Source organism: Clostridium sp. AM29-11AC (assembly GCF_003480545.1).
In the GTDB taxonomy this organism is placed as follows: domain Bacteria; phylum Bacillota; class Clostridia; order Lachnospirales; family Lachnospiraceae; genus Otoolea; species Otoolea saccharolyticum_A.
On sequence record NZ_QUJI01000023.1, the window covers coordinates 18,839 to 37,933 of the forward strand.

A 19,095-nucleotide genomic window follows, 5' to 3' on the forward strand; every position below is an offset into this window, starting at 1 on the left:
CGGAAACGGAAAGGAACAGGCGGACTGATGATTTTTGATAATAGAATGGAAAGAAGAGAGGAGAAGGTAAGAAAAGACCGAAAAAGGCGGACGAAGGTAAGCGCTATGGGCAGGCTGACGAGAGAGATGATGAGCGATGTGATGGAGACAGCCCTGAAAAAGCCCATACAGACGGGGGAATTCAGAAAAAATCCGGTGGAGCCGGCCTGGCGGTGTCCGGCGGGCTATGTGTATGAGCTGGTGGAGGCGCCTAACTGCACGATGGAGTATCTGACTTTGGAGCATACGGTGACCGGCCGCGTGGTTCTGCAGCTTCACGGAGGCGGTTACATTGGCCCCATGAAAAATATTTACAGGAGATTTGCCGTCAGATATTCAAAGCTCGGCTACGGGGCAGATGTGCTGAGCGTGGACTACCGCGTTGCCCCGGAATATCCCTTCCCGGCCGCTCTGATGGATGCTGTGGATGGCTACAGGTGGCTTTTAGAGGAAAAGAAGTATGAGCCGGAGAAGATCGCAGTGGCAGGAGACTCCGCAGGAGGAGGTCTGGCTCTTGCCCTGGTTCACTATCTGAAGGATCATGGGATGCCGCTGCCCGGCGGTGTGATCACCATGTCGCCCTGGACCGATGTGACCCTCGGAGGAGAGTCCTACGAAAGCAGATATGAGCTGGATCCGCTGTTTGGAAATTCCAGGGAGAATATGCTGTACCAGTGCAGCTATATCGGAGAGGCAGACCCGGCGGATCCCTATCTGTCCCCGCTGTTTGGAGATTTTTCGGGATTTCCGCCCATGCTGATGCAGGTGGGAGATTACGAGGTGCTGCTCAGTGACACGCTCTCTGTGTCAGAAAAGGCTAAAAAGGCCGGGGTGAGGGTGAGAACTTCTGTCTACAGCGGTATGTTCCATGTATTTCAGATGGGGCTTGACCTGATCCCGGAGAGCCGGGAAGCCTGGGAGGAGGTCGGAGAATTTCTCTGTATTGTATACAAAATTCAGAGGAAGGCCGAAGGCCGGGTGGTTAAGAGAGTCAAAACCCACAGACCAGAAGTGCAGGAGAGGGCAAGGGGACTTCTGATCTCCATGATAAGAGGAGAAATCGAAGGACCGGTGAAAAAAGCGGCAAAAGAGGACAGGAGAAAGGGAGGAAAAGAGTGTGAAAATCACAGTGATTGCTGTGGGGAAGATTAAGGAGCGCTTTTTTGAGGCGGCGATTTCCGAGTATGCGAAGAGGCTGTCCAGATACTGCAAGCTGGAGATCGTGCAGGTTGCAGATGAAAAAACACCGGACAGGGCAGGGGCTGCTGTGGAGGAACAGATCAAGGACAGGGAGGGAGAGCGGATACTCTCCCACATCAAAGATGGAGCCTATGTGATTGCCCTGGCCATTGAGGGAAAAATGCTGGATTCTGAGGAGCTGGCAGAGAAAATAGACCGGCTTGGCATCAATGGCGTGAGTCATGTGCAGTTTGTGATTGGAGGCTCTCTCGGGCTGTCCGAGCGGGTGATGAAGAGAGCGGATTTCGCACTGAGCTTTTCCAAAATGACATTTCCGCACCAGCTGATGAGGGTGGTGCTTCTGGAGCAGATTTACAGGAGCTACAGGATTATCGAGGGGGCGCCGTACCACAAGTAAAAGCTAAAGTGCTGAGCAGTATGGAGGAAAGCTGAGGGATTGAGAGCTGGAGAAAAGCAAATACGGCTTAGAAGGCCAGAAGATAAAAGGGGGAAATACACAGATTATGGAGGCAAGGTATCAGGTTTTTGTAAGTTCTACGTATGAGGATTTGAAAGAGGAGAGAAAAGAAGCCGTGCAGGCTATTCTGGAAATGGATTGCTTTCCTGCCGGTATGGAACTTTTTCCGGCTTCCGATAAAAAACAATGGGACATCATTAAAAAAGTCATAGATGACAGTGATTTTTATCTCCTGGTACTGGGAGGAAGATATGGTTCACTGGGGAAAGATGACAGAGGTATGCCTGTGGGCTATACAGAGATGGAATTTGACTATGCCATACGAGAGAATAAACCCGTTTTTGCATTCATTCATGAGAAGCCGGATACGCTACCGGCAGCCAGGGTAGAGCGGACAGAAGACGGCATCGCCCGCCTGAACCAATTTCGGGAAAAGGTAAAGTCTAATGGAACTGTGATGTTTTGGAGCAATAAGGACGATTTGAAGGCTTCAATTTTAAAGACTCTCAATGATAAACGGAAGGAAATAAGAGACGAGGAAGGAAAGACAGAAGGCTGGATCAGATATGAACAGAGATTTGGGTGGATTAGAGAGAGAAAGCCTGTCAAAGAGTTTATTGAGAAGGCAGAGAAAAGTATTTTTATTACAGGGAATTCTCTGAATTCCCTGTACGATTCACCTACACTGCTGCATGAGCTTTTAAGCCGCGGACTGGAGGTAAAGCTCATTCTTCTCTCCAATGAAGGCCTGAAGAAAAACTGCATACAGCTTGGGGCAGGATATGATAAAATGAAAAGTATGCTCAGGATCACCCTGATGCGGTTAAAGACGTATCAGGAGGAGTTTCTGAATAAAAATCTTATTGTTAAAGAGGTAAAGGAACCCTTGTGGACAAACATCATAGCCAGGGACGTGGACAGAGATAACGGCGTGATCGGGGCGAACCATCTGCTGTTTGATGTGCCTCCTTCGGACTGCCTTTATGTGGAATTCAGGAAGGGGGAGCAGTTCTATGATATCTACAAGAGGCATATGGAGCATCTGTGGGAAATAGGCCGGGAAGTAGATTTTGGAAAGGTTCCAAAGGAGTAGAGAAGTGGCCGGCTGACAGAAGTATTCTTTTTCATAATAAAGGAGAGGGGCAGTCAGATCATGAGACGGATGGTATGCTTTGGAGATTCCAATACATATGGCTATGATGCAGGCTCCAGGCTGGGCCGGCGGCTTGGGGAGGAGGAGCGGTGGCCGGAAATTTTGGCAGCACGCTTTGGATGGGAGACGGCAAATGAAGGGATGAACGGGCGGGAGATCCCGGAAGGCTGGTTTCTGCAGCGCTTTGATCAGCTTATGGACAGGGAACCGCCGTTTGCTCTTCTGGCTGTCATGCTTGGAACTAATGATATTTTTAATTCATTTCGCCCTGACGCCTGCGAAATAGGAAAAAAGATGGAAGTGTTTGTGGAGCATATCCTGAAACATCAGAGGTTCAGGGGAGAGGGAAAGAAGGTGCTTCTCATTGCCCCTGCGCCGACGGATATCGGCCGCTATGGGGAGGAGGAGGCTCTCTATGACAGGGAGGTGCAGGCCCTGGGGCCTGTTTACAGACAGATTGCAGAAAAGTACGGTCTGCGCTTTGCAGATGCTTCCGGCTGGGAGATTCCTCTCGCCCATGACGGCGTGCATTTTACCGGGGAGGGGCACAGAAGGTTTGCCGAGAGGCTTGCACAGAGACTTGCAGAAGAGCTTATGGAATATCCTTGACAATAGAGGCACAGAGACTGATAAAAAGACAGATGAAAAACTGACAGAAAATGTTTAAGGAGGAAACCATATGAAACAGGCAGCAGACAGGACTGCAGTGTTTGAGAACATGCCGGTCCGGCAGGCCGTGTGCAGGCAGATTGTACCTGCGATTGCAAGCCAGATGATAGCGCTGATCTACAATCTGGCGGACACTTATTTTGTGGGAATGTTAAACAAGCCGGATCAGACGGCTGCTGTTACGGTCGTATATTCTTCTTTTGTTATGCTGACAGCTATCTCCAACCTGTTCGGAGTCGGGGGAGCCAGCGCCCTCGCAAGGGCGCTTGGAAAAAATCAGACGGAAGATGCCAGAAGGATTGCTTCTGTGTCCTTCTGGGGAGGCTTTCTGTGCGCGGCGCTCTTTTCCGCTCTGTTTTTGATCTTTGCCCATCCGGTGCTGGTGCTCTGCGGAGCGACGCCGGAGATTTATGATATTGCGTTTGGCTATGCCCTGTGGGTGGTGGTGATCGGCGGGCCGGGAACGATTCTGAATACACTGCTGGCCAATCTTGTGAGAGCGGAGGGAAGCGCGGCAGCGGCAGCGGCAGGCGTTTCCATGGGCGGAATTCTGAACATAGTCCTGGATCCGATTTTTGTGCTCCCTCAGTTTTTGAATCTGGGGGCTGCGGGAGCAGGCATGGCGACAGCCATCTCCAACATGGCTGCGACACTGTATTTCCTGATTTATATTGCCGGAAAGCGCGGACAGACGGTGGTGAATATCCATCCGGCCAGGCTCCGGTTCACGGGGAGCTATATAAAAAATATTCTCACCATAGGTTTTCCGTCGGCCGTCCAGTATGCACTGACCGTTGTGGCTATCGCGGCTCAGTCCCGGTTTGTTTCTCAGTATGCGACAGAGGCCATGGCTGCGTTGGGAATTGTAAAGAAGCTGGATCAGCTTCCCCTCTACTTTTCCATCGGCGTGTCCAACGGTCTTCTGCCTCTTTTGGCCTATAACCATTCGGCGGGCAATCAGGACAGAAGAAGAAAGGCCTTTCGCCTGGGCTGCCTGGTTTCATTTGGCTTTTCCATGCTGTGTCTGGCCGCCTACGAAGTGTTTGCACCCCAGCTTGCCTCGCTGTTTATCAGCGATCCGGAGACGATCTATTACAGCACCGGATTTCTCCGTCGGATGGTGACGGCTATGCCGATGATGTCTGTCTGCTATCCGATGATTATTCAGTTCCAGGCTATGGGAAAATTTAAGGAATCTCTTATCTGTTCCATACTCAGAAAAGGCGTGCTGGATATTCCCCTCCTGTTTCTGATGAACGGCCTTCTGGGACTCTATGGCTGTATGTGGGTTCAGCCTATTGTTGACACAGTCTCTCTGATTGCAGCAGCCGGATTTTACCGGAGGTTAAAAAAGGCAGAGGGGATTTAATCGGAAAAGAGCTTCTGGACAGATATGGAGGAAAAATACATTAGAGCAATGCAGAGTTTGCCGCCGGCAGAGTATCCCGCCGGGAGGGGATTCTCTGCCAGAAACGGCTGAGCGAAAAGAAGTCAGGAGAGGGAGGCATTGCTTAAAATATAAAATTCCTCCTGGCTTGGCTGGAAGCCCTTCTCCATCTTCTCGAGAGAGTCATCGTACCGCTGTGCCTCTTCCATATCTAAGTCATAGGCAGAGCTCTGGTAGTAAAACCACTTTTTCCCATCCAGGGCTCCGGGCTTCAGCTCTTTTACCAGCATGGCAGCGGGCCAGATATCCCCTTCCAGGCAGACATTGTATTTTTTGCAGCTTTTAAAGCCGCTGCTTACATAGTTGGCAGGGCTTCCGAAGATGACCACGGCCTCATAGCCCATCTGGACAGCCTTTTGGAAGGATACCTCCATCAGCTCTTTTCCATAGCCCATTCTCTGGTATTCCGGAGCTATGCAGATAGGGCCGAAAGTGAGGATCTGTTTTTCGGCTCCATTTTCATCGATAAGCCTGTTTTTTGTATACATGACAGAGCCAATCACCAGGCCGTCCTTTTCGATGACCAGATCAAGCTCAGGAATAAAGTCTTCATGAGAGCGAAGAATATGAGCGAGATAATGTTCATAGCAGCCGGGAACGTATAAATTCCAGAAAGCCTTTCTTATGATCGTTTCTACCCGAAGATAATCTTCCGGCTGTTCCTTTCTGATAATAATTTCACGGTTCATTTGCAGATACCTCCAGTTTTTAATAACAGGCAGGGGCAGAAAAAGGAGGCAGACGACCGGGCTGCTTTTACTCTGCCTGCCCCTGCAGGGTTATCTCAGTATAGCATAAAAGCTTCCGGCTTTACAAGGGAGAGGGAAGGAGAAAGAGGAAAAGGAGGGATGGGCGGCGAGATGGACATTTGTACTGAGGCATGATAAAATTACCGTAGTAAAGCGAGCCTGATGCCGCACTGGGCCGGCTGTGTGGATGACGGATACCGCCTGTGAAAGGTGTCTGAGTCTGCCAGGCTCCGGGAAAGGCAGAAGAGAAGATGACACAGGATTATTACTACAGACAGATGAGCCGGGATGAGCAGGAGGCCTACAGGAATATGCTTTCCGGCTTTCAGGATATTTCGCCGGAATTTCCGGTGAGGAGGCTGGAAAACAGGGAGCTTTCCGATGTATTTTTCCGTCTCAGGCTGGATCACCCGGAAATCTTTTTTGCGGAGGGTTTTCATTACCGGTTTACGCAAGATTCCCAGTATGTGAGAATGTGTCCGGAGTACATGTTTGAAAAAAAGAAGATAAGGGAGCACCAGAAGGCCCTGGAGGGGAGGGTGAACCGCCTTGTCAGGCAGGCCGGGAATATGACTTTGGAGGAGAAGGAGAGGTTTGTCCATGACTTTATCTGTGAAAACGTCACCTATGACAAGCTGAAAAAGCAGTACTCCCACGAGATTATAGGGCCTCTTCAGCAGGGCGTAGGCGTGTGCGAGGGGATTGCAAAAACCGTAAAGCTCCTCTGCGGCTGCCTGGGAATCGAATGTGTGATCGCTGTCAGCGAGGCCGCCCCGGACAGGGGAATCAGGTACCGCCACGCGTGGAATGTGCTGAAAATGGGAGGGAACTGGTATCATCTGGATGCCACCTTTGACAATTCTCTGGGGCGTTACGGAACAAAGCGTTTTGACTATTTTAATTTGGATGACAAGCGTATATTTAAGGATCACCAGAAACTGGTCTATCCGGTTCCCGCCTGTACAGATTATGACAGGTTTTATTACAAGGAGCAGAGGCTTTCTCTCACAAAGGCAGAGGAGGTGTATAAGCGGCTCCGTGCAGTTGTGAGGAAGAAGCAGCCGTATTTTGTGTTCCACTGGAGGGGAGGGGCGCTAAACCGGGAAATTCTCAGGGAGCTCTACGGAGAAGCCTGCAGGGCAGCGGCGGAAAAGGGGAAATTTGCAAGGCTTTCCGTCAATGCAGCCCAGGCCGTTTTGGAGGTATCTATTCTGGATCGGATGGAGGGCGAGGAGATCTGTGCCGAGGAGGCCAACGAGGGAGAACTCTAAGGGGAAGGATGATACAGGCAGAGGGGCCTTGCGAGGCCGGGCTGCCAGGAGATAAGGAGGGTGTAAATGAAGACAGATATGAGGTACAGAATGCTTGGCAGAACAGGCCTGATGGTCAGCGAGATCGGGCTTGGGGCAGAGTGGCTGGAGCGCCACAGCGCGGAGGAAGTAAAGGCGGTAGTGGACAGGTGTGAGGAGGCCGGAATTAATATCCTGGACTGCTGGATGCCGGAGCCAAAGGTGCGCTCCAACATAGGCGCGGCCATAAGAGGCCGGCGGGAGCGGTGGATCATTCAGGGACATCTGGGCGCCACCTGGCAGAATGGCCAGTATGTGAGAACCAGAGAGATGAAATGGGTGAAGGAGGCATTTGCCGATCTCCTCGCCAGGCTGGAAACAGACTATATTGATCTGGGAATGCTCCACTTTGTAGACGAGGTCAGGGAGTTTCACCAGGTTATGGAAGGGGAATTTTACGCCTATGCGGCTGAACTGAAGGCTCAGGGGGTGATCCGCCACATTGGAATGAGCACTCACAATCCGGAGGTGGCGGCTCTCGCGGCAAAGAGCGGAAAAATAGAGATGCTTCTGTTCAGTGTGAATCCCGCCTTCGACATGCTTCCGGCCAGCGAAGATATGACGGAATATTTCAGAGAAGATTACGGGGAGGGACTGGGCGGAATTGCGCCTGAGCGGGCGCAGCTTTACAGTCTCTGCGAGCAGCTGGGAGTGGGGATGACGGTTATGAAGGGCTATGCGGGCGGAAGGCTTTTTTCAGCTGAAACCTCTCCCTTTAAGACGGCCCTCACCCCGGTCCAGTGTATTCACTATGCCCTGACAAGGCCGGCAGTGGCTAGTATACTGGCGGGCTTTGACACCCCGGAGCATGTAGACAGCGCAGTGGCCTATGAGACAGCCACAGAGGAGGAGAAGGACTATGCGAGCGTTCTCGCCAAGGCTCCTGCCCACGCCTATTACGGCCAGTGCACCTACTGCGGGCACTGCGCTCCCTGCCCCAAGGGCATTGACATAGCCATGGTGAATAAGCTGTGTGATCTGGCCAAAATGCAGCCGGAGGTTCCCGCAGCCCTCAGGGCTCACTATGAAGGGCTGTCTGCCAATGGAGGCGACTGCATTTCCTGTAAAAGCTGTGAGGAGAGATGCCCGTTTGGCGTGCCGGTGTCTGAAAAGATGCGGGAGGCTCACAGGCTGTTTGAGGGAGCTGGGAGGTAGTGTTTATGCAGGTATTGACGGAGGCAAGACCGGGAGAGATCTGTGAGATTAAATGGATGTTCGGGGCGCCGGAGATTCTGGATTTCATGAAAAGGCACCATATTGAGGAGGGAAGCCGGAGTTTCCCATAGTTAAAGATACCACACCCAATATGACGAACCTACGCTTATACAGAACTGCAAAAGATAGAAAGGCTCGATGTAAGTCATAGCTACTGCATTGAGCCGTTTTCTTTTTCGCATTATTCCTAATTCCTGTCTAATATCTATCACGATAAATTGAATTTTTCACATTTTCGTGATACACTATCAAATAGTGATTATCATGGCAAGGAGGACTATATGGCTGTAACCTATAAAAAACTGTTTCACTTGCTGATAGACCGGGGCATCCAGACTTCCGAACTGACCGAAAGGGCAGGGTTCAGCCCTAACATTCTGACACGGTTAAGGCGTGACCAGTATGTGTCATTGGACAGTATCGAGAAGATTTGTTTTGCTCTGGACTGCAAGGTAGATGATATTCTGGAATTTATACCAGCTGAAAAGGAGAACGAAAATGGCTGATGTAAGAAAAGAGCAGGAGCGTGATGAACTGCATCGTGCGATATGGGCGATTGCGGATGAATTGCGTGGGAGCGTTGATGGATGGGATTTCAAGTCTTATGTGTTGGGCATGATGTTCTATCGCTATATTTCTGAAAATCTGACTAACTATATCAATGAGGGTGAAATCGAAGCCGGAAACGATGGATTTGACAAGTTTGACATTGCCCATGAAGATACGCTGCTGAATCCGCAGCATTGGGATGATGAACCGTTTGAGGTTATCGTTTCAAATCCCCCTTATTCTATCAAGTGGGAGGGCGACGACAACCCTGTTTTGATAAATGACCCCCGCTTCTCTCCTGCCGGAGTGCTTGCACCGAAGTCAAAAGCTGACCTTGCGTTTATCATGCATTCCCTGGCGTGGCTTGCCACCAATGGAACTGCGGCGATCGTTTGCTTCCCCGGCATCATGTACCGTGGCGGAGCTGAGAAGAAAATCCGTCAGTATTTGATTGACAACAACTTCATTGACTGCATCATTCAGCTGCCGAGCAATCTGTTCTTTGGAACTTCCATTGCAACCTGCATTATGGTTCTGAAGCGGAATAAAGCAGACAACAACACGCTGTTTATTGATGCATTGATAAATCATTGAAAATCGCATATACGAATAGTAGTTCATCTGCCATGCGCAGAAGGAGTTCCTAAAGGTGTCTTGCTTAGCAAGGCATCTTTTGCTTTGGCTAAATAATTTTATACTGTCAGTGTCAGGCGGAATTGTATATTCACTTTGCGGCCGCTGGGGAACGAGTGGCGCCCTCAAAGCATGTTTCTGCCCGCTGACCCATAGAAAATCAACCGGTATTTTTTCGTGATCAGCAGTTCTTCCGGTCTGGAAGGGGTTCCGGCGGGAAAAGGCCGTTTTCCTGACAGTCCATATGGAAGGAAACGGCAAAAAATTCATTGTATTTCACGCCCCCGTCTGTATAATAGAATGTGGAAAAGAACTGCCGGGATACAGGCGGAGTACATAAGAAAGAGGGGTACGGGAGGACGAGATGGGATTTTTCAGCAGAAGAAGAGGAGCGCGCAGATATGAGGCGGGAGAGTTTCTGTTCTGCAGAGAGATTTTAGGAATACAGATGATCGACAGAATTTTGGAGCTTTTTGAGGAGGAGGCAGAGACATCAGGAAATACCCTGACGTTTCGGCGAAAGGGAATGGAGATTTCCTTTGCAGCTTTCGGCACAGGCGATGAGGGAGAAGCAGGAGTGTATGCCAGAAGGGAACTGGACGGCATCAGGGATTATTTCAGGCAGGTGAGGACTGAAAATACAGATACGCTGAGGAATCTGATGTTCGTTCTTGGGAGATGCCAGGGAATTGTCCGGGTGAATTATTCGTTCGAGCTGAGAAATGAGAGGGCGGATCAGGAGAGGATCGCAGCTGCCGAGAACATGATAGCCCAGGTGCTGAGAGGCATGAGCGCAGTGATGACAAAGGGCGGCGAGGCGATTGCCGGGGCTGACGGGAAAGTGATTCTGGACGGAAACGGGGAGAGTGAAGTAAAGTCCTTTCTTCCGCCTCTGGAGGATACATCCCAGGATGACAAGAAGAAGGGAATTCCTGGGGAAGCGCTGGAGAGGAGAAGAAAAAGCGTTATGGAGCTTAGGCGCCGTCAGATCTATGTGCCTTTCTGGCTTCCTGTGCTGGAGACGGAGGCCAGAACCCAGGCACGGACAAAGCGGCAGGTCTGCGGAAGAGCCGCCGCACTTCTGACAGTGGCTCTGTATTCGGAATGCCTTCTGGGGGAGGGCATGAAGCCCCCGCAGGCGAGAGCGTTTGTCAGGGAAATTATCGAGCATTTCCGGGCAGATGAATTTTTCTCCCCAGCCGAGAAGGCGTATCTGGAGGACGATTTTTCAGAGGAGGCTGTAAGAATTCACTTCTCCTGGCAGTACGAAAATCTGTACGTCATGGAGTGGGCCCTCGGTATGTTCGACAGCCTTTCCTGGCCGGAGAAAATCTGCGACGTGGGGGAGTGTGTGAGAAAAATGAGGGAGTTTGACAGCTTTTCAGAATTTGAGCAGGCGGTGAAACTCAGGTCCAAACGGGAGCTTCTCGACGCGGCGGACTTTATCTACCGCCTGGACTGGGCCTGCACGGACGCGGGGCTCAACGGATTTCCGGCTCCGGGAGGGATTCTTCCTGATGTTGTGATGGAAAGACACCGGGCTCTTTTCTGGGCAGCAGGGTGCATGACGGCAGACCCAGGGGAAGGGAAAAAAGGCCAGGCGGACAGGAGCGCAGGCTGGGACCGGGTAGATCTGTCCACGTAGATGGCAGGAAGCAGGTATCAGAATGCTGAAATTTCAGTCATAAAATCGGGAAACCTGCATTGTAGACTGGATTTTGCGTTATAACTCAAAATTTATGTAAAATTCATTGTATTTATTTGTTATTTATAGTATAATAAAAACTAATCAATGCAGAACGTCTAATGCCGTAAGATACGGCAGCGGGAGAACCAATTTTTGGGGTGAATTGCAGCAGGTGAAAGCACGGGTGCGTCCTGGCTTTGAAATTTCTGCCATAGGAAACCTTCTTTTCCGAACCCGTCAGCTAATCTCGCAGACATTGGAAGGATTTGCGTATCTGGCAATACGTCTTAGTTTCTTTATGCGTTTTTTCAGAAACCTTTCACCGCCTGCACTGCAGGCGGTTTTTCTTTTCTGTATTGTATGTTGCTTCAGACAGGCCGGACGGCCTATGGGAACTGGACATGCAGGAGGGTGATCAGATGATTGAATTCAAACATGTTTCCAAAACCTTTCATGGTAAAAAAATAATTGATGACATCAGCTTTCAGATCCCGGACGGGGAGTTTGTGGTTCTCCTGGGAGAGAGCGGATGCGGCAAGACGACTACCTTAAAGATGATTAACAAGCTGATTCTGCCTTCAGACGGAACGGTGGAGATCAACGGGCGGGATATCTCCCATATGGACACCATTGCGCTGAGGAGGCGAATGGGATACGTAATCCAGCAGATAGGCCTGTTCCCCCATATGACAATCAGGGAGAACATCGAGATTATCGCGAGGATGAAGAGTAAGGACAAGGACCGGATGGAGGAGAATGCCATCCGCCTGATGAATATGGTAAACCTGGATCCGGCTACCTTTATGGACGCTTATCCGTCGGAGATGTCAGGCGGTCAGCAGCAGAGGGCCGGCGTTGTGAGGGCCTTTATGGCAGATCCGGAGATTATCCTGATGGACGAGCCGTTTTCAGCTCTGGATCCCATTACGAGAACCCAGATTCAGAACGCCCTGATTGACATGCAGGCGGCGTTAAAGCGGACGATCGTGTTTGTAACCCACGACATGGACGAGGCCATCCGTCTGGCCGACCGGATCTGCATCATGGAGGAGGGGCGGATCACCCAGTTTGACACTCCGGAAAATATTCTGAAGAACCCGGCCAACGATTTTGTGCGCAACTTCATCGGTCCCAAGAGAATCTGGACTTCGCCGGAGTTTATCAAGACAAGGGATATTATGATTTCCGATCCGGTGTGCTGCCATCCGAAGATGCCGATTTTCAAGTGTATTGAGACCATGGGACGCAAAAAGGTAGATACGCTGATGATCACGGATCAGAAGGGAAGACTCTACGGCGTACTGTTTGCAGAGTCCCTCATCGGGGTTCATGAGATCAAACGTCCGGCGGAGGATTTCATGTACCGGGAATTCACCTCTGTCGGGCCGGACAGCTCCATTGTGGATCTGCTGACTCTGTTTGACGAGCACCACCTGTCCACCCTTCCGGTGGTAAACAGCCAGGGAATCATTGAGGGACTGATCACGAGAAGTACCCTGATCAACACCCTGAGCCGCCAGTTTATCGCTGATTCAGGAAAGGAGGAGTCATAATGAAGCTGTTTGCAGATTTGATTGAATATTTCAACTCATCCAGTCAGGAGATTCTCTCCCTTCTGGTGGAGCATATTGAGCTTACGGTGCTGGCTCTTGTGGCGGCCATCCTGATCGGCGTTCCCCTGGGAATCCTGATTGCCTATATACGGCCTGCCAGCAAGCCTGTTCTGGCCTTTGCCAACGTAGTGCAGGCAGTGCCCAGCATGGCTCTTCTGGGACTTGCCATCCCGGTGTTCGGAATCGGTATGAAGCCGGCCATCTTTCTGGTTGTCATCTATTCTCTGCTTCCGATTATCAAGAATACGTATGCAGGGCTTATGAATATCAGTGACCAGATGCTGGAGGCAGCAGAGGGAATCGGACTTACCAAGAGCCAGATCCTGTTTAAGGTAAGGCTTCCCATGGCCCTTCCTGTGATTATGACAGGTGTGAGAATCTCCGCTGTTTCCGCGGTAGGACTGATGACTCTGGCCGCCTATGTGGGCGGCGGCGGACTGGGCTATCTGGTATTCTCCGGAATCAGAACTGTCAGCAATGTGATGATCCTGGCGGGAGCTATTCCGGCCTGTATTCTGGCCCTTCTGGTGGACCGAGTATTCGCGGCCATAGAAACGATTGTGACGCCTGTGAGCCTTCTGGAGGGCAAGAATAAGGACGAGAAGAGGCGCCGCAAAAAGAGGGAGTGCGTGGTTATCGCAGTGGCTGTTGCCCTGCTTGTGGCTCTGTTTTCTGCAAGCCTTTTCCAGGGGAAAAAGACAGCCGATATCAGAATTGCCAGCATGGATTTCTCTGAGAATGAAATTTTTGCCTATATGCTTTCGGAGGCCATCGAGCGGGATCTGGGAATTGACGTGGAAACCATCCCGGATCTGGGAGCCGGCTCTGTCTGCCTGTCATCCATAGAGAGCGGGGAGATCGACGGATATGTGGATTACACGGGAACGCTTTATGTGAATATCCTGAAGAACCCGGCCAGCTCTGACGTGGAGCAGGTCTATACATACTCTGTTAAGGGAATGAAGGAGCAGTACGGTTTGGATGTGCTCAATTCCCTGAATGTCAATAATACTTACACACTTTCTACGACCAAGGAAATTGCAGAGCAGTATGGACTAGAGACGATCAGCGATCTGAAAAAGATAGGCGGACCTGTCACGATCTGCTCGACTCTGGCATTTATGAACCGCGAGGACGGTCTCCTGGGAGTGGAGGACAGGTACGGAATTAATTTCAACAAGGTGGGAGTGGACGGCTCCGCCAGATACACAGCGCTTATGAGCGGAGAGGGGCAGGTCATCGACGCCTACTCCACAGACGGACTGCTGAAGAAATTTGACCTGGTAATCCTGGAGGATGATCAGGGAGTATTTCCGCCTTACTATGCAGTTCCCGTATTCCGTGAGGAGATCATGGAACAGTACCCGGAGATTGCAGATGTTACAGAGGCCCTGGCAGACGTGCTGTCCACCGATACCATGGCAGAGTTAAACTACCTGGTAGATGAAGAAGGACAGAAGGCAGAGGAGGTTGCCCACAACTTCCTTGTTGAGAACCTGCCGGAATATGCGAGAAAATAGTGGGAGGGAAAACAGGGAGAAGTTTTATTGTTCCAGCAAAGTCACAATAAAACTTCTCTCTGTTTTCTGCGCAAGGGGGATGGCAGCAGGAGAGGGTGTCTCCGGGGAGACTGAAGTGAAATTTTTTACTGTCTTCTGTGGAAGGGACAAAAGGAGATGGAAGAAGGGAAGCGGCAGAAGAGAGGCTGCAAAACGGCAGGGAGTTTACGGAAATTTTATTTTGGGGAGGAATGACACAGGAGGGGAAATAGGGTATAATGTCCGCAGAGCGGCATTATACCTGCGCTGAGCCGCTGGCGCGCGAAGAGAGCCAAAACACGATTATTAAATGGTTAAGGAGAAGGTTTAGTGAATTACTATTTGGCCCCCATGGAGGGGATTACAGGTTATGTCTACAGGAACGCTTATCACAGGCATTTCGGCCGAATCGGCAAATATTTTACTCCGTTTCTCTCACCCCATCTGAAAAAAGCTATGACTTCCAGGGAAAGGAATGATGTGCTGCCGGAGCATAACAGGGGGATTCTGCTTGTGCCCCAGATTCTGACTAATGATGCGGAAGCGTTCTGTTCGGCTATGAGGGGACTCTGGGAGCTGGGATACAGGGAAGTGAATCTGAACCTGGGGTGCCCGTCCGGGACGGTGGCAGCCAAGGGGAAGGGCTCCGGATTTCTCGCTGCACAGCTGAGAGAACGGCTGGAGTGTTTTCTGGATGAGATTTTTGACTGTGCAGAGAACATGGGCATGAGGGTTTCCATTAAGACCAGGCTGGGAAAGGAGAGCTCGGAGGGGTTTGAGGAGCTTTTGGAGCTGTATCTCAGATTTCCATTAAGCGAGCTGATCATCCATCCCAGGGTGCAGACGGATTTTTATAAAAATACTCCCGACTGGGAGGCATTCCGTCTGGCTAAGGAGAGAGCCTGCGGGGTGAAGCTCTGCTACAACGGAGATATTTTTACGCCGGAGGAGCTTTCCCGGTTCCGGGCGGAATTTCCGGAGACGGAGTGCGTGATGCTTGGGAGGGGCGTGATTGCCAATCCGGGGCTTGCAGAATGGATGGAGACAGGGAAAAATCCTTTGGATGAGAAGCGTTTCAGGGATTTTCATGAGGATCTCCTGAATGGTTACCGGGAGGTGATGTCAGGAGACAGAAATACGCTGTTTAAGATGAAAGAGCTCTGGACGTATATGCTCACCCTGTTTCCGGACAGTGAAAAAGAGGCAAAGAAGATCCGAAAGGCGGGCAGCATGGAGGCCTATCTGGCGGCGGTGGAAGAGCTTCTCGGAAAGAGAATGCTGTGTCCGGAGAGAGGATTTCAGGGCTTTTAAGATACCTGGCAGGCCGCATGCAGCGAAGAAGGGAGGAAGAGCGGATGGATGAGAGATGGAAGGAATCCCGGGGAGAATTCTGCGAAGGAGAAGAAGGCAGGGAGGGGCCGGGAGCAGAGAGGGGGACTCCCCTTCAGGCCCTCAAATACTATTTTGGCTATGACTCGTTCCGGGAGGGCCAGCAGGAGCTGATAGACAGCATCCTGAGCGGAAGAGATACTTTTGGAATCATGCCCACCGGGGCCGGCAAATCTCTCTGCTATCAGATTCCCGCCCTTTTGATGGACGGAATTACCATTGTGGTTTCACCTCTTATCTCTCTTATGAAGGATCAGGTTACAGCTCTGAACCAGGCCGGCATCCATGCCGCCTATCTGAACAGCTCTCTCACACAGAATCAGTATTTCAAAGCATTGAAGCTGGCCGGGAATGGACAGTATAAGATCATCTATGTCGCACCGGAGCGGCTGCTGACAGAGAGCTTTCTGGACTTTGCGAAAAATGCTGAGATTTCCATGCTGGCAGTGGACGAGGCTCACTGTGTCTCCCAGTGGGGGCAGGATTTCAGGCCGGGGTATCTGAAAATACCGGAGTTTGTGAGCCGCCTGCCCAAAAGGCCCGTGATAGCTGCGTTTACGGCCACGGCCACCGATGAGGTGAAGGCAGATGTGATCGATCTGCTGCTGTTAGACCGTCCGTTTATGGCGGCTACGGGCTTTGACAGGCCCAACCTCTGGTTTTCGGTGGAGAAGGTTCAGGACAGGTTTGGCGCGGTGAAAAGCTATGTGGCAATGCATCCGAAGGACAGCGGGATTATCTACTGCCTGACGAGAAAGCAGGTGGAGGAGGTCTGCGGGAAGCTCCAGTGGGAGGGAGTCCCTGCCACCCGCTATCATGCGGGCCTGTCTGACGAGGAGCGCCGGAAGAATCAGGAGGATTTCATCTATGACCGGAAGCCAGTGATGGTTGCCACCAATGCATTCGGTATGGGAATTGACAAGTCCAATGTGCGGTATGTGCTCCACTACAGTATGCCGAAAAACATGGAGAGCTACTATCAGGAGGCAGGCAGGGCCGGGCGCGATGGGGAGCCGGCGGAGTGCATCCTGTATTACAGCGGTCAGGATGTTATCACAAATCAGCTCTTTATTGAAAAGGGCGGGGAGAATGAGGAGCTGGACGATATTGCCAGGGAAATTGTGAGGGAGAGAGATTTTGAGCGGCTCCGGAAAATGACCTTCTACTGTTTTACAAATGAATGCCTGAGAGGATATATGCTCAGGTATTTCGGGGAATATGGGGACAATTACTGCGGAAACTGCAGGAACTGTATGACGAACTTTGAAACGGTTGACATAACAGAACAGGCCGGAGCTTTTCTGGGCTGTGTGAAGGCGTGCCGCCAGAGGTACGGAATCCAGGTGATTCTCAATACCGTCCACGGAGGCAGTACGGCGAAAGTCAGGCAGTACCGGATGGAGGAGAATCCGTTTTTCGGGGCGTGCAGAGGTATGGCTCTCCACAGACTCCGGGATATCTTCAATCACCTCCTGCTGGAGGGATACCTTCGTCTGACGGATGACTCCTACATGATTGTCAAACTGACAGAGAAGGGAGAGGAGTTTCTGGGGGAGTGGGAGAAGAGGAGAGCGTGCGGGAAGGGGAAAGAGAACGACTGCCATAAAGAGAACGACGGTTTTCGTATGGTGATGAAGCTGGCAAGGGAGGAAACAGGAGAGAGGACAGACGGAAACTCAGAACGCCGCAGAAAGGGGCGGGGAGAAAGGCAGCGGGAAAAAGTGATTGCTGCCGGACTTAAAAAGGAGGACGAGCCGCTGTTTGAGGAGCTTCGAAGCCTCCGGATGGAGATTGCAAGGCAGGAACAGGTTCCGCCTTACATTATCTTTTCAGATAAGACCCTGGTGGCCATGTGCGCGGTAAAGCCGGCCACCAGGGAGGAGATGCTCTGTGTCACGGGAGTCGGAGAGGTTAAGCTGGAGAAGTACGGGGAGCGGTTTCTTCGGATATTTCGCGGTCAGCAGAGCGGACCCGGCCAATGATCAGGCACACCAAAACGGTCATCAGCTCTGCAAAGGGAGGCGTCAGCCATACGCCGTTTATGCCCAGAAACTGAGGCAGAAGGAAAATACCCGTGGAGATAAAGACAATCCCGCGGCTGGCTGAGATGATCACGGAGGCGAGGGCATCTCCCATGGAGGTATAGTAGCCGGACTGCAAAATGTTGAAGCCGTTCATCAGGAAGCAAAAGCTGTAGAGGGCGGCTCCCTGTACCGCCATGGCTGTGACGAACTCGTTGTCAGATACGAAAATTCCCACCATCTGCCGGCTGAACAGATGGAGAACGGTGAAGATCAAAAGACCGATGCAGAAATTGATCATCAGGGCTGCCCTCAGAGTTTTTTTCACGCGCAGGAGGAACTTCGCTCCGTAGTTGTAGCTGACAAGGGTGCTGATTCCGTCGGAGACTCCGAACATGATGAGCACTACAAAATTTCCGGCATAGTTGATGACTGTAAATGCGGCCACTCCGCTTTCCCCGGCAAAGCCCATGAAGGCAGTGTTGAATAGGTACATGGTCAGGGCGGCGGAAATGCTTGTGATCCCCTCAGAGGAACCGTTAAAGGCAGAGCTTCTCAGAATATCCCAGTGAAAGGTGCCTTCAAACAGGTTCACGATGGATTTTCTGCTCAGGAAGGGGCGCACCACTACGAGAAGGCCGGACAGGTAGGAAAGGCCTGTGGCCGCCGCTGCGCCTACTACGCCCAGTCCCAGAACCTTGACAGCAAGGTAGTCCATGATCACGTTGCAGCTTACGCAGCAGAGCGTGGCAATCAGGTACAGGTGAGGCTTTTCAAGAAGCCTTGCTGTGAATCCGAAATGCATCATGAAGCAGATGGCAGGGATAAAAACTGCCACTGTCCTGATATAGAGTGCTGTCTCATCCAGGAGCACTTCATTGGCCCCCAGGAGGAGAGCCAGGGGACGGGAGAGGAAAAGTCCCGCTGCCATGAGGATCAGAGCGCATGCCGCAAGGGACACTACAGCCGTCCGGAAGATGTCCTTGGCCTTCTGGGGGTTTGTGTTTTCTCCCAGCGTCCGTCCCAGATAGCTGAAGGTTCCGATGCAGATAACCATAGTGCAGCCTGTGATAATCTGCATGTAGGGCCCTGCAATATTGACGCTTGCCATGGCATTGACCCCTGCAAAGCGGCCGAGAAAAATTCCGTCTATCATGCTCTGTGTTCCTGAGATGACCATGGAGATGACCGCAGGAAGAACAAAGAGCAGAAACAGGCGGGGCAGGCGCTCTGTCAGCAGAGTATTATTATGTGAACGATTATCTGAGCTGTTATTTAAGCCATTATTTAAGCTTCTGCTGCCCGAAGTATTTTCTTTCAAATCATTATCCCCCTTAAGTGCTGTATTGGCAGGGCACAGCCAGAAGATCCTTCTGTCAGCCCTGCC

The 19,095-nt window shown here is 51.3% G+C and carries 17 protein-coding genes, 1 pseudogene and 1 riboswitch; of the genes and pseudogenes, 16 read left to right on the forward strand and 2 right to left on the reverse strand.

Features of this window, described 5'->3' with window-relative positions:
• Positions 1 to 27 precede the first annotated feature (27 nt).
• From DW757_RS14250 to DW757_RS14270, 5 genes are all read left to right on the forward strand, one after another.
• Positions 28 to 1,191 (forward strand): alpha/beta hydrolase, encoded by a 1,164-nt coding sequence (locus DW757_RS14250; protein WP_118752052.1) that lies wholly within the window; start codon positions 28 to 30, stop codon positions 1,189 to 1,191.
• Positions 1,157 to 1,636, forward strand: a complete 480-nt coding sequence (gene rlmH / locus DW757_RS14255; RefSeq protein WP_021966863.1) for a 23S rRNA (pseudouridine(1915)-N(3))-methyltransferase RlmH — start codon at positions 1,157 to 1,159, stop codon at positions 1,634 to 1,636. The genes DW757_RS14250 and rlmH overlap by 35 nt, the downstream gene beginning before the upstream one ends.
• A gap of 106 nt (positions 1,637 to 1,742) precedes the next feature.
• Positions 1,743 to 2,789, forward strand: a complete 1,047-nt coding sequence (locus tag DW757_RS14260; RefSeq protein WP_118752053.1) for a DUF4062 domain-containing protein — start codon at positions 1,743 to 1,745, stop codon at positions 2,787 to 2,789.
• A gap of 60 nt (positions 2,790 to 2,849) precedes the next feature.
• Positions 2,850 to 3,458, forward strand: coding sequence for a GDSL-type esterase/lipase family protein (locus tag DW757_RS14265; protein WP_118752054.1), 609 nt, complete (start codon positions 2,850 to 2,852; stop codon positions 3,456 to 3,458).
• A gap of 70 nt (positions 3,459 to 3,528) precedes the next feature.
• The gene (locus DW757_RS14270; RefSeq protein ID WP_118752055.1) at positions 3,529 to 4,887 is read left to right on the forward strand and encodes an MATE family efflux transporter; all 1,359 of its coding nucleotides are present in this window, start codon (positions 3,529 to 3,531) and stop codon (positions 4,885 to 4,887) included.
• 122 nt (positions 4,888 to 5,009) lie between these two features.
• Here the strand turns inward: DW757_RS14270 and DW757_RS14275 are convergent, their stop codons facing one another.
• Complete coding sequence (locus tag DW757_RS14275) at positions 5,010 to 5,654, reverse strand: N-acetyltransferase (protein WP_008397222.1); 645 nt, start codon at positions 5,652 to 5,654, stop codon at positions 5,010 to 5,012.
• Between the two features lie 311 nt (positions 5,655 to 5,965).
• On the opposite strand from DW757_RS14275, the gene DW757_RS14280 reads away from it, so the two are divergent.
• The 11 genes and pseudogenes from DW757_RS14280 to recQ all read left to right on the forward strand — a co-directional run bounded on the left by DW757_RS14280 (position 5,966) and on the right by recQ (position 17,669).
• Complete coding sequence (locus tag DW757_RS14280; protein ID WP_008397224.1) at positions 5,966 to 6,985, forward strand: transglutaminase domain-containing protein; 1,020 nt, start codon at positions 5,966 to 5,968, stop codon at positions 6,983 to 6,985.
• 66 nt (positions 6,986 to 7,051) lie between these two features.
• Positions 7,052 to 8,218, forward strand: coding sequence for an aldo/keto reductase (locus DW757_RS14285; RefSeq protein WP_015544867.1), 1,167 nt, complete (start codon positions 7,052 to 7,054; stop codon positions 8,216 to 8,218).
• A gap of 5 nt (positions 8,219 to 8,223) precedes the next feature.
• Positions 8,224 to 8,349 (forward strand): hypothetical protein, encoded by a 126-nt coding sequence (locus DW757_RS17940; RefSeq protein ID WP_015574548.1) that lies wholly within the window; start codon positions 8,224 to 8,226, stop codon positions 8,347 to 8,349.
• 210 nt (positions 8,350 to 8,559) lie between these two features.
• Entirely contained in the window at positions 8,560 to 8,784 is a 225-nt protein-coding gene (locus tag DW757_RS14290; protein ID WP_118752056.1) for a helix-turn-helix transcriptional regulator, read from the forward strand.
• Positions 8,777 to 9,406: pseudogene (locus DW757_RS14295) on the forward strand (N-6 DNA methylase); the annotation flags it as partial. The gene DW757_RS14290 and the pseudogene DW757_RS14295, both read left to right, overlap by 8 nt.
• A gap of 418 nt (positions 9,407 to 9,824) precedes the next feature.
• On the forward strand, positions 9,825 to 11,105 hold the full coding sequence (locus tag DW757_RS14300) for a DUF4272 domain-containing protein (RefSeq protein ID WP_021966870.1): 1,281 nt from the start codon (positions 9,825 to 9,827) through the stop codon (positions 11,103 to 11,105).
• A gap of 145 nt (positions 11,106 to 11,250) precedes the next feature.
• Positions 11,251 to 11,415: riboswitch (cyclic di-AMP (ydaO/yuaA leader) on the forward strand.
• Positions 11,416 to 11,566: 151 nt separating this feature from the next.
• Entirely contained in the window at positions 11,567 to 12,700 is a 1,134-nt protein-coding gene (locus DW757_RS14305) for an ABC transporter ATP-binding protein (protein WP_015574544.1), read from the forward strand.
• Complete coding sequence (locus DW757_RS14310) at positions 12,700 to 14,280, forward strand: glycine betaine ABC transporter substrate-binding protein (RefSeq protein WP_118752057.1); 1,581 nt, start codon at positions 12,700 to 12,702, stop codon at positions 14,278 to 14,280. The genes DW757_RS14305 and DW757_RS14310 overlap by 1 nt, the downstream gene beginning before the upstream one ends.
• The gene (locus DW757_RS17525; RefSeq protein WP_207665911.1) at positions 14,204 to 14,569 is read left to right on the forward strand and encodes a hypothetical protein; all 366 of its coding nucleotides are present in this window, start codon (positions 14,204 to 14,206) and stop codon (positions 14,567 to 14,569) included. Before DW757_RS14310 ends, DW757_RS17525 begins: the two co-directional genes overlap by 77 nt.
• Positions 14,570 to 14,628: 59 nt before the next feature.
• Positions 14,629 to 15,609 (forward strand): tRNA-dihydrouridine synthase family protein, encoded by a 981-nt coding sequence (locus DW757_RS14320; protein WP_243033717.1) that lies wholly within the window; start codon positions 14,629 to 14,631, stop codon positions 15,607 to 15,609.
• A gap of 44 nt (positions 15,610 to 15,653) precedes the next feature.
• Entirely contained in the window at positions 15,654 to 17,669 is a 2,016-nt protein-coding gene (gene recQ, locus DW757_RS14325) for a DNA helicase RecQ (protein ID WP_243033718.1), read from the forward strand.
• Here recQ and DW757_RS14330 read toward each other — a convergent pair.
• On the reverse strand, positions 17,599 to 19,029 hold the full coding sequence (locus DW757_RS14330) for an MATE family efflux transporter (RefSeq protein WP_118752059.1): 1,431 nt from the start codon (positions 19,027 to 19,029) through the stop codon (positions 17,599 to 17,601). The genes recQ and DW757_RS14330 overlap by 71 nt on opposite strands.
• Positions 19,030 to 19,095 lie beyond the last annotated feature (66 nt).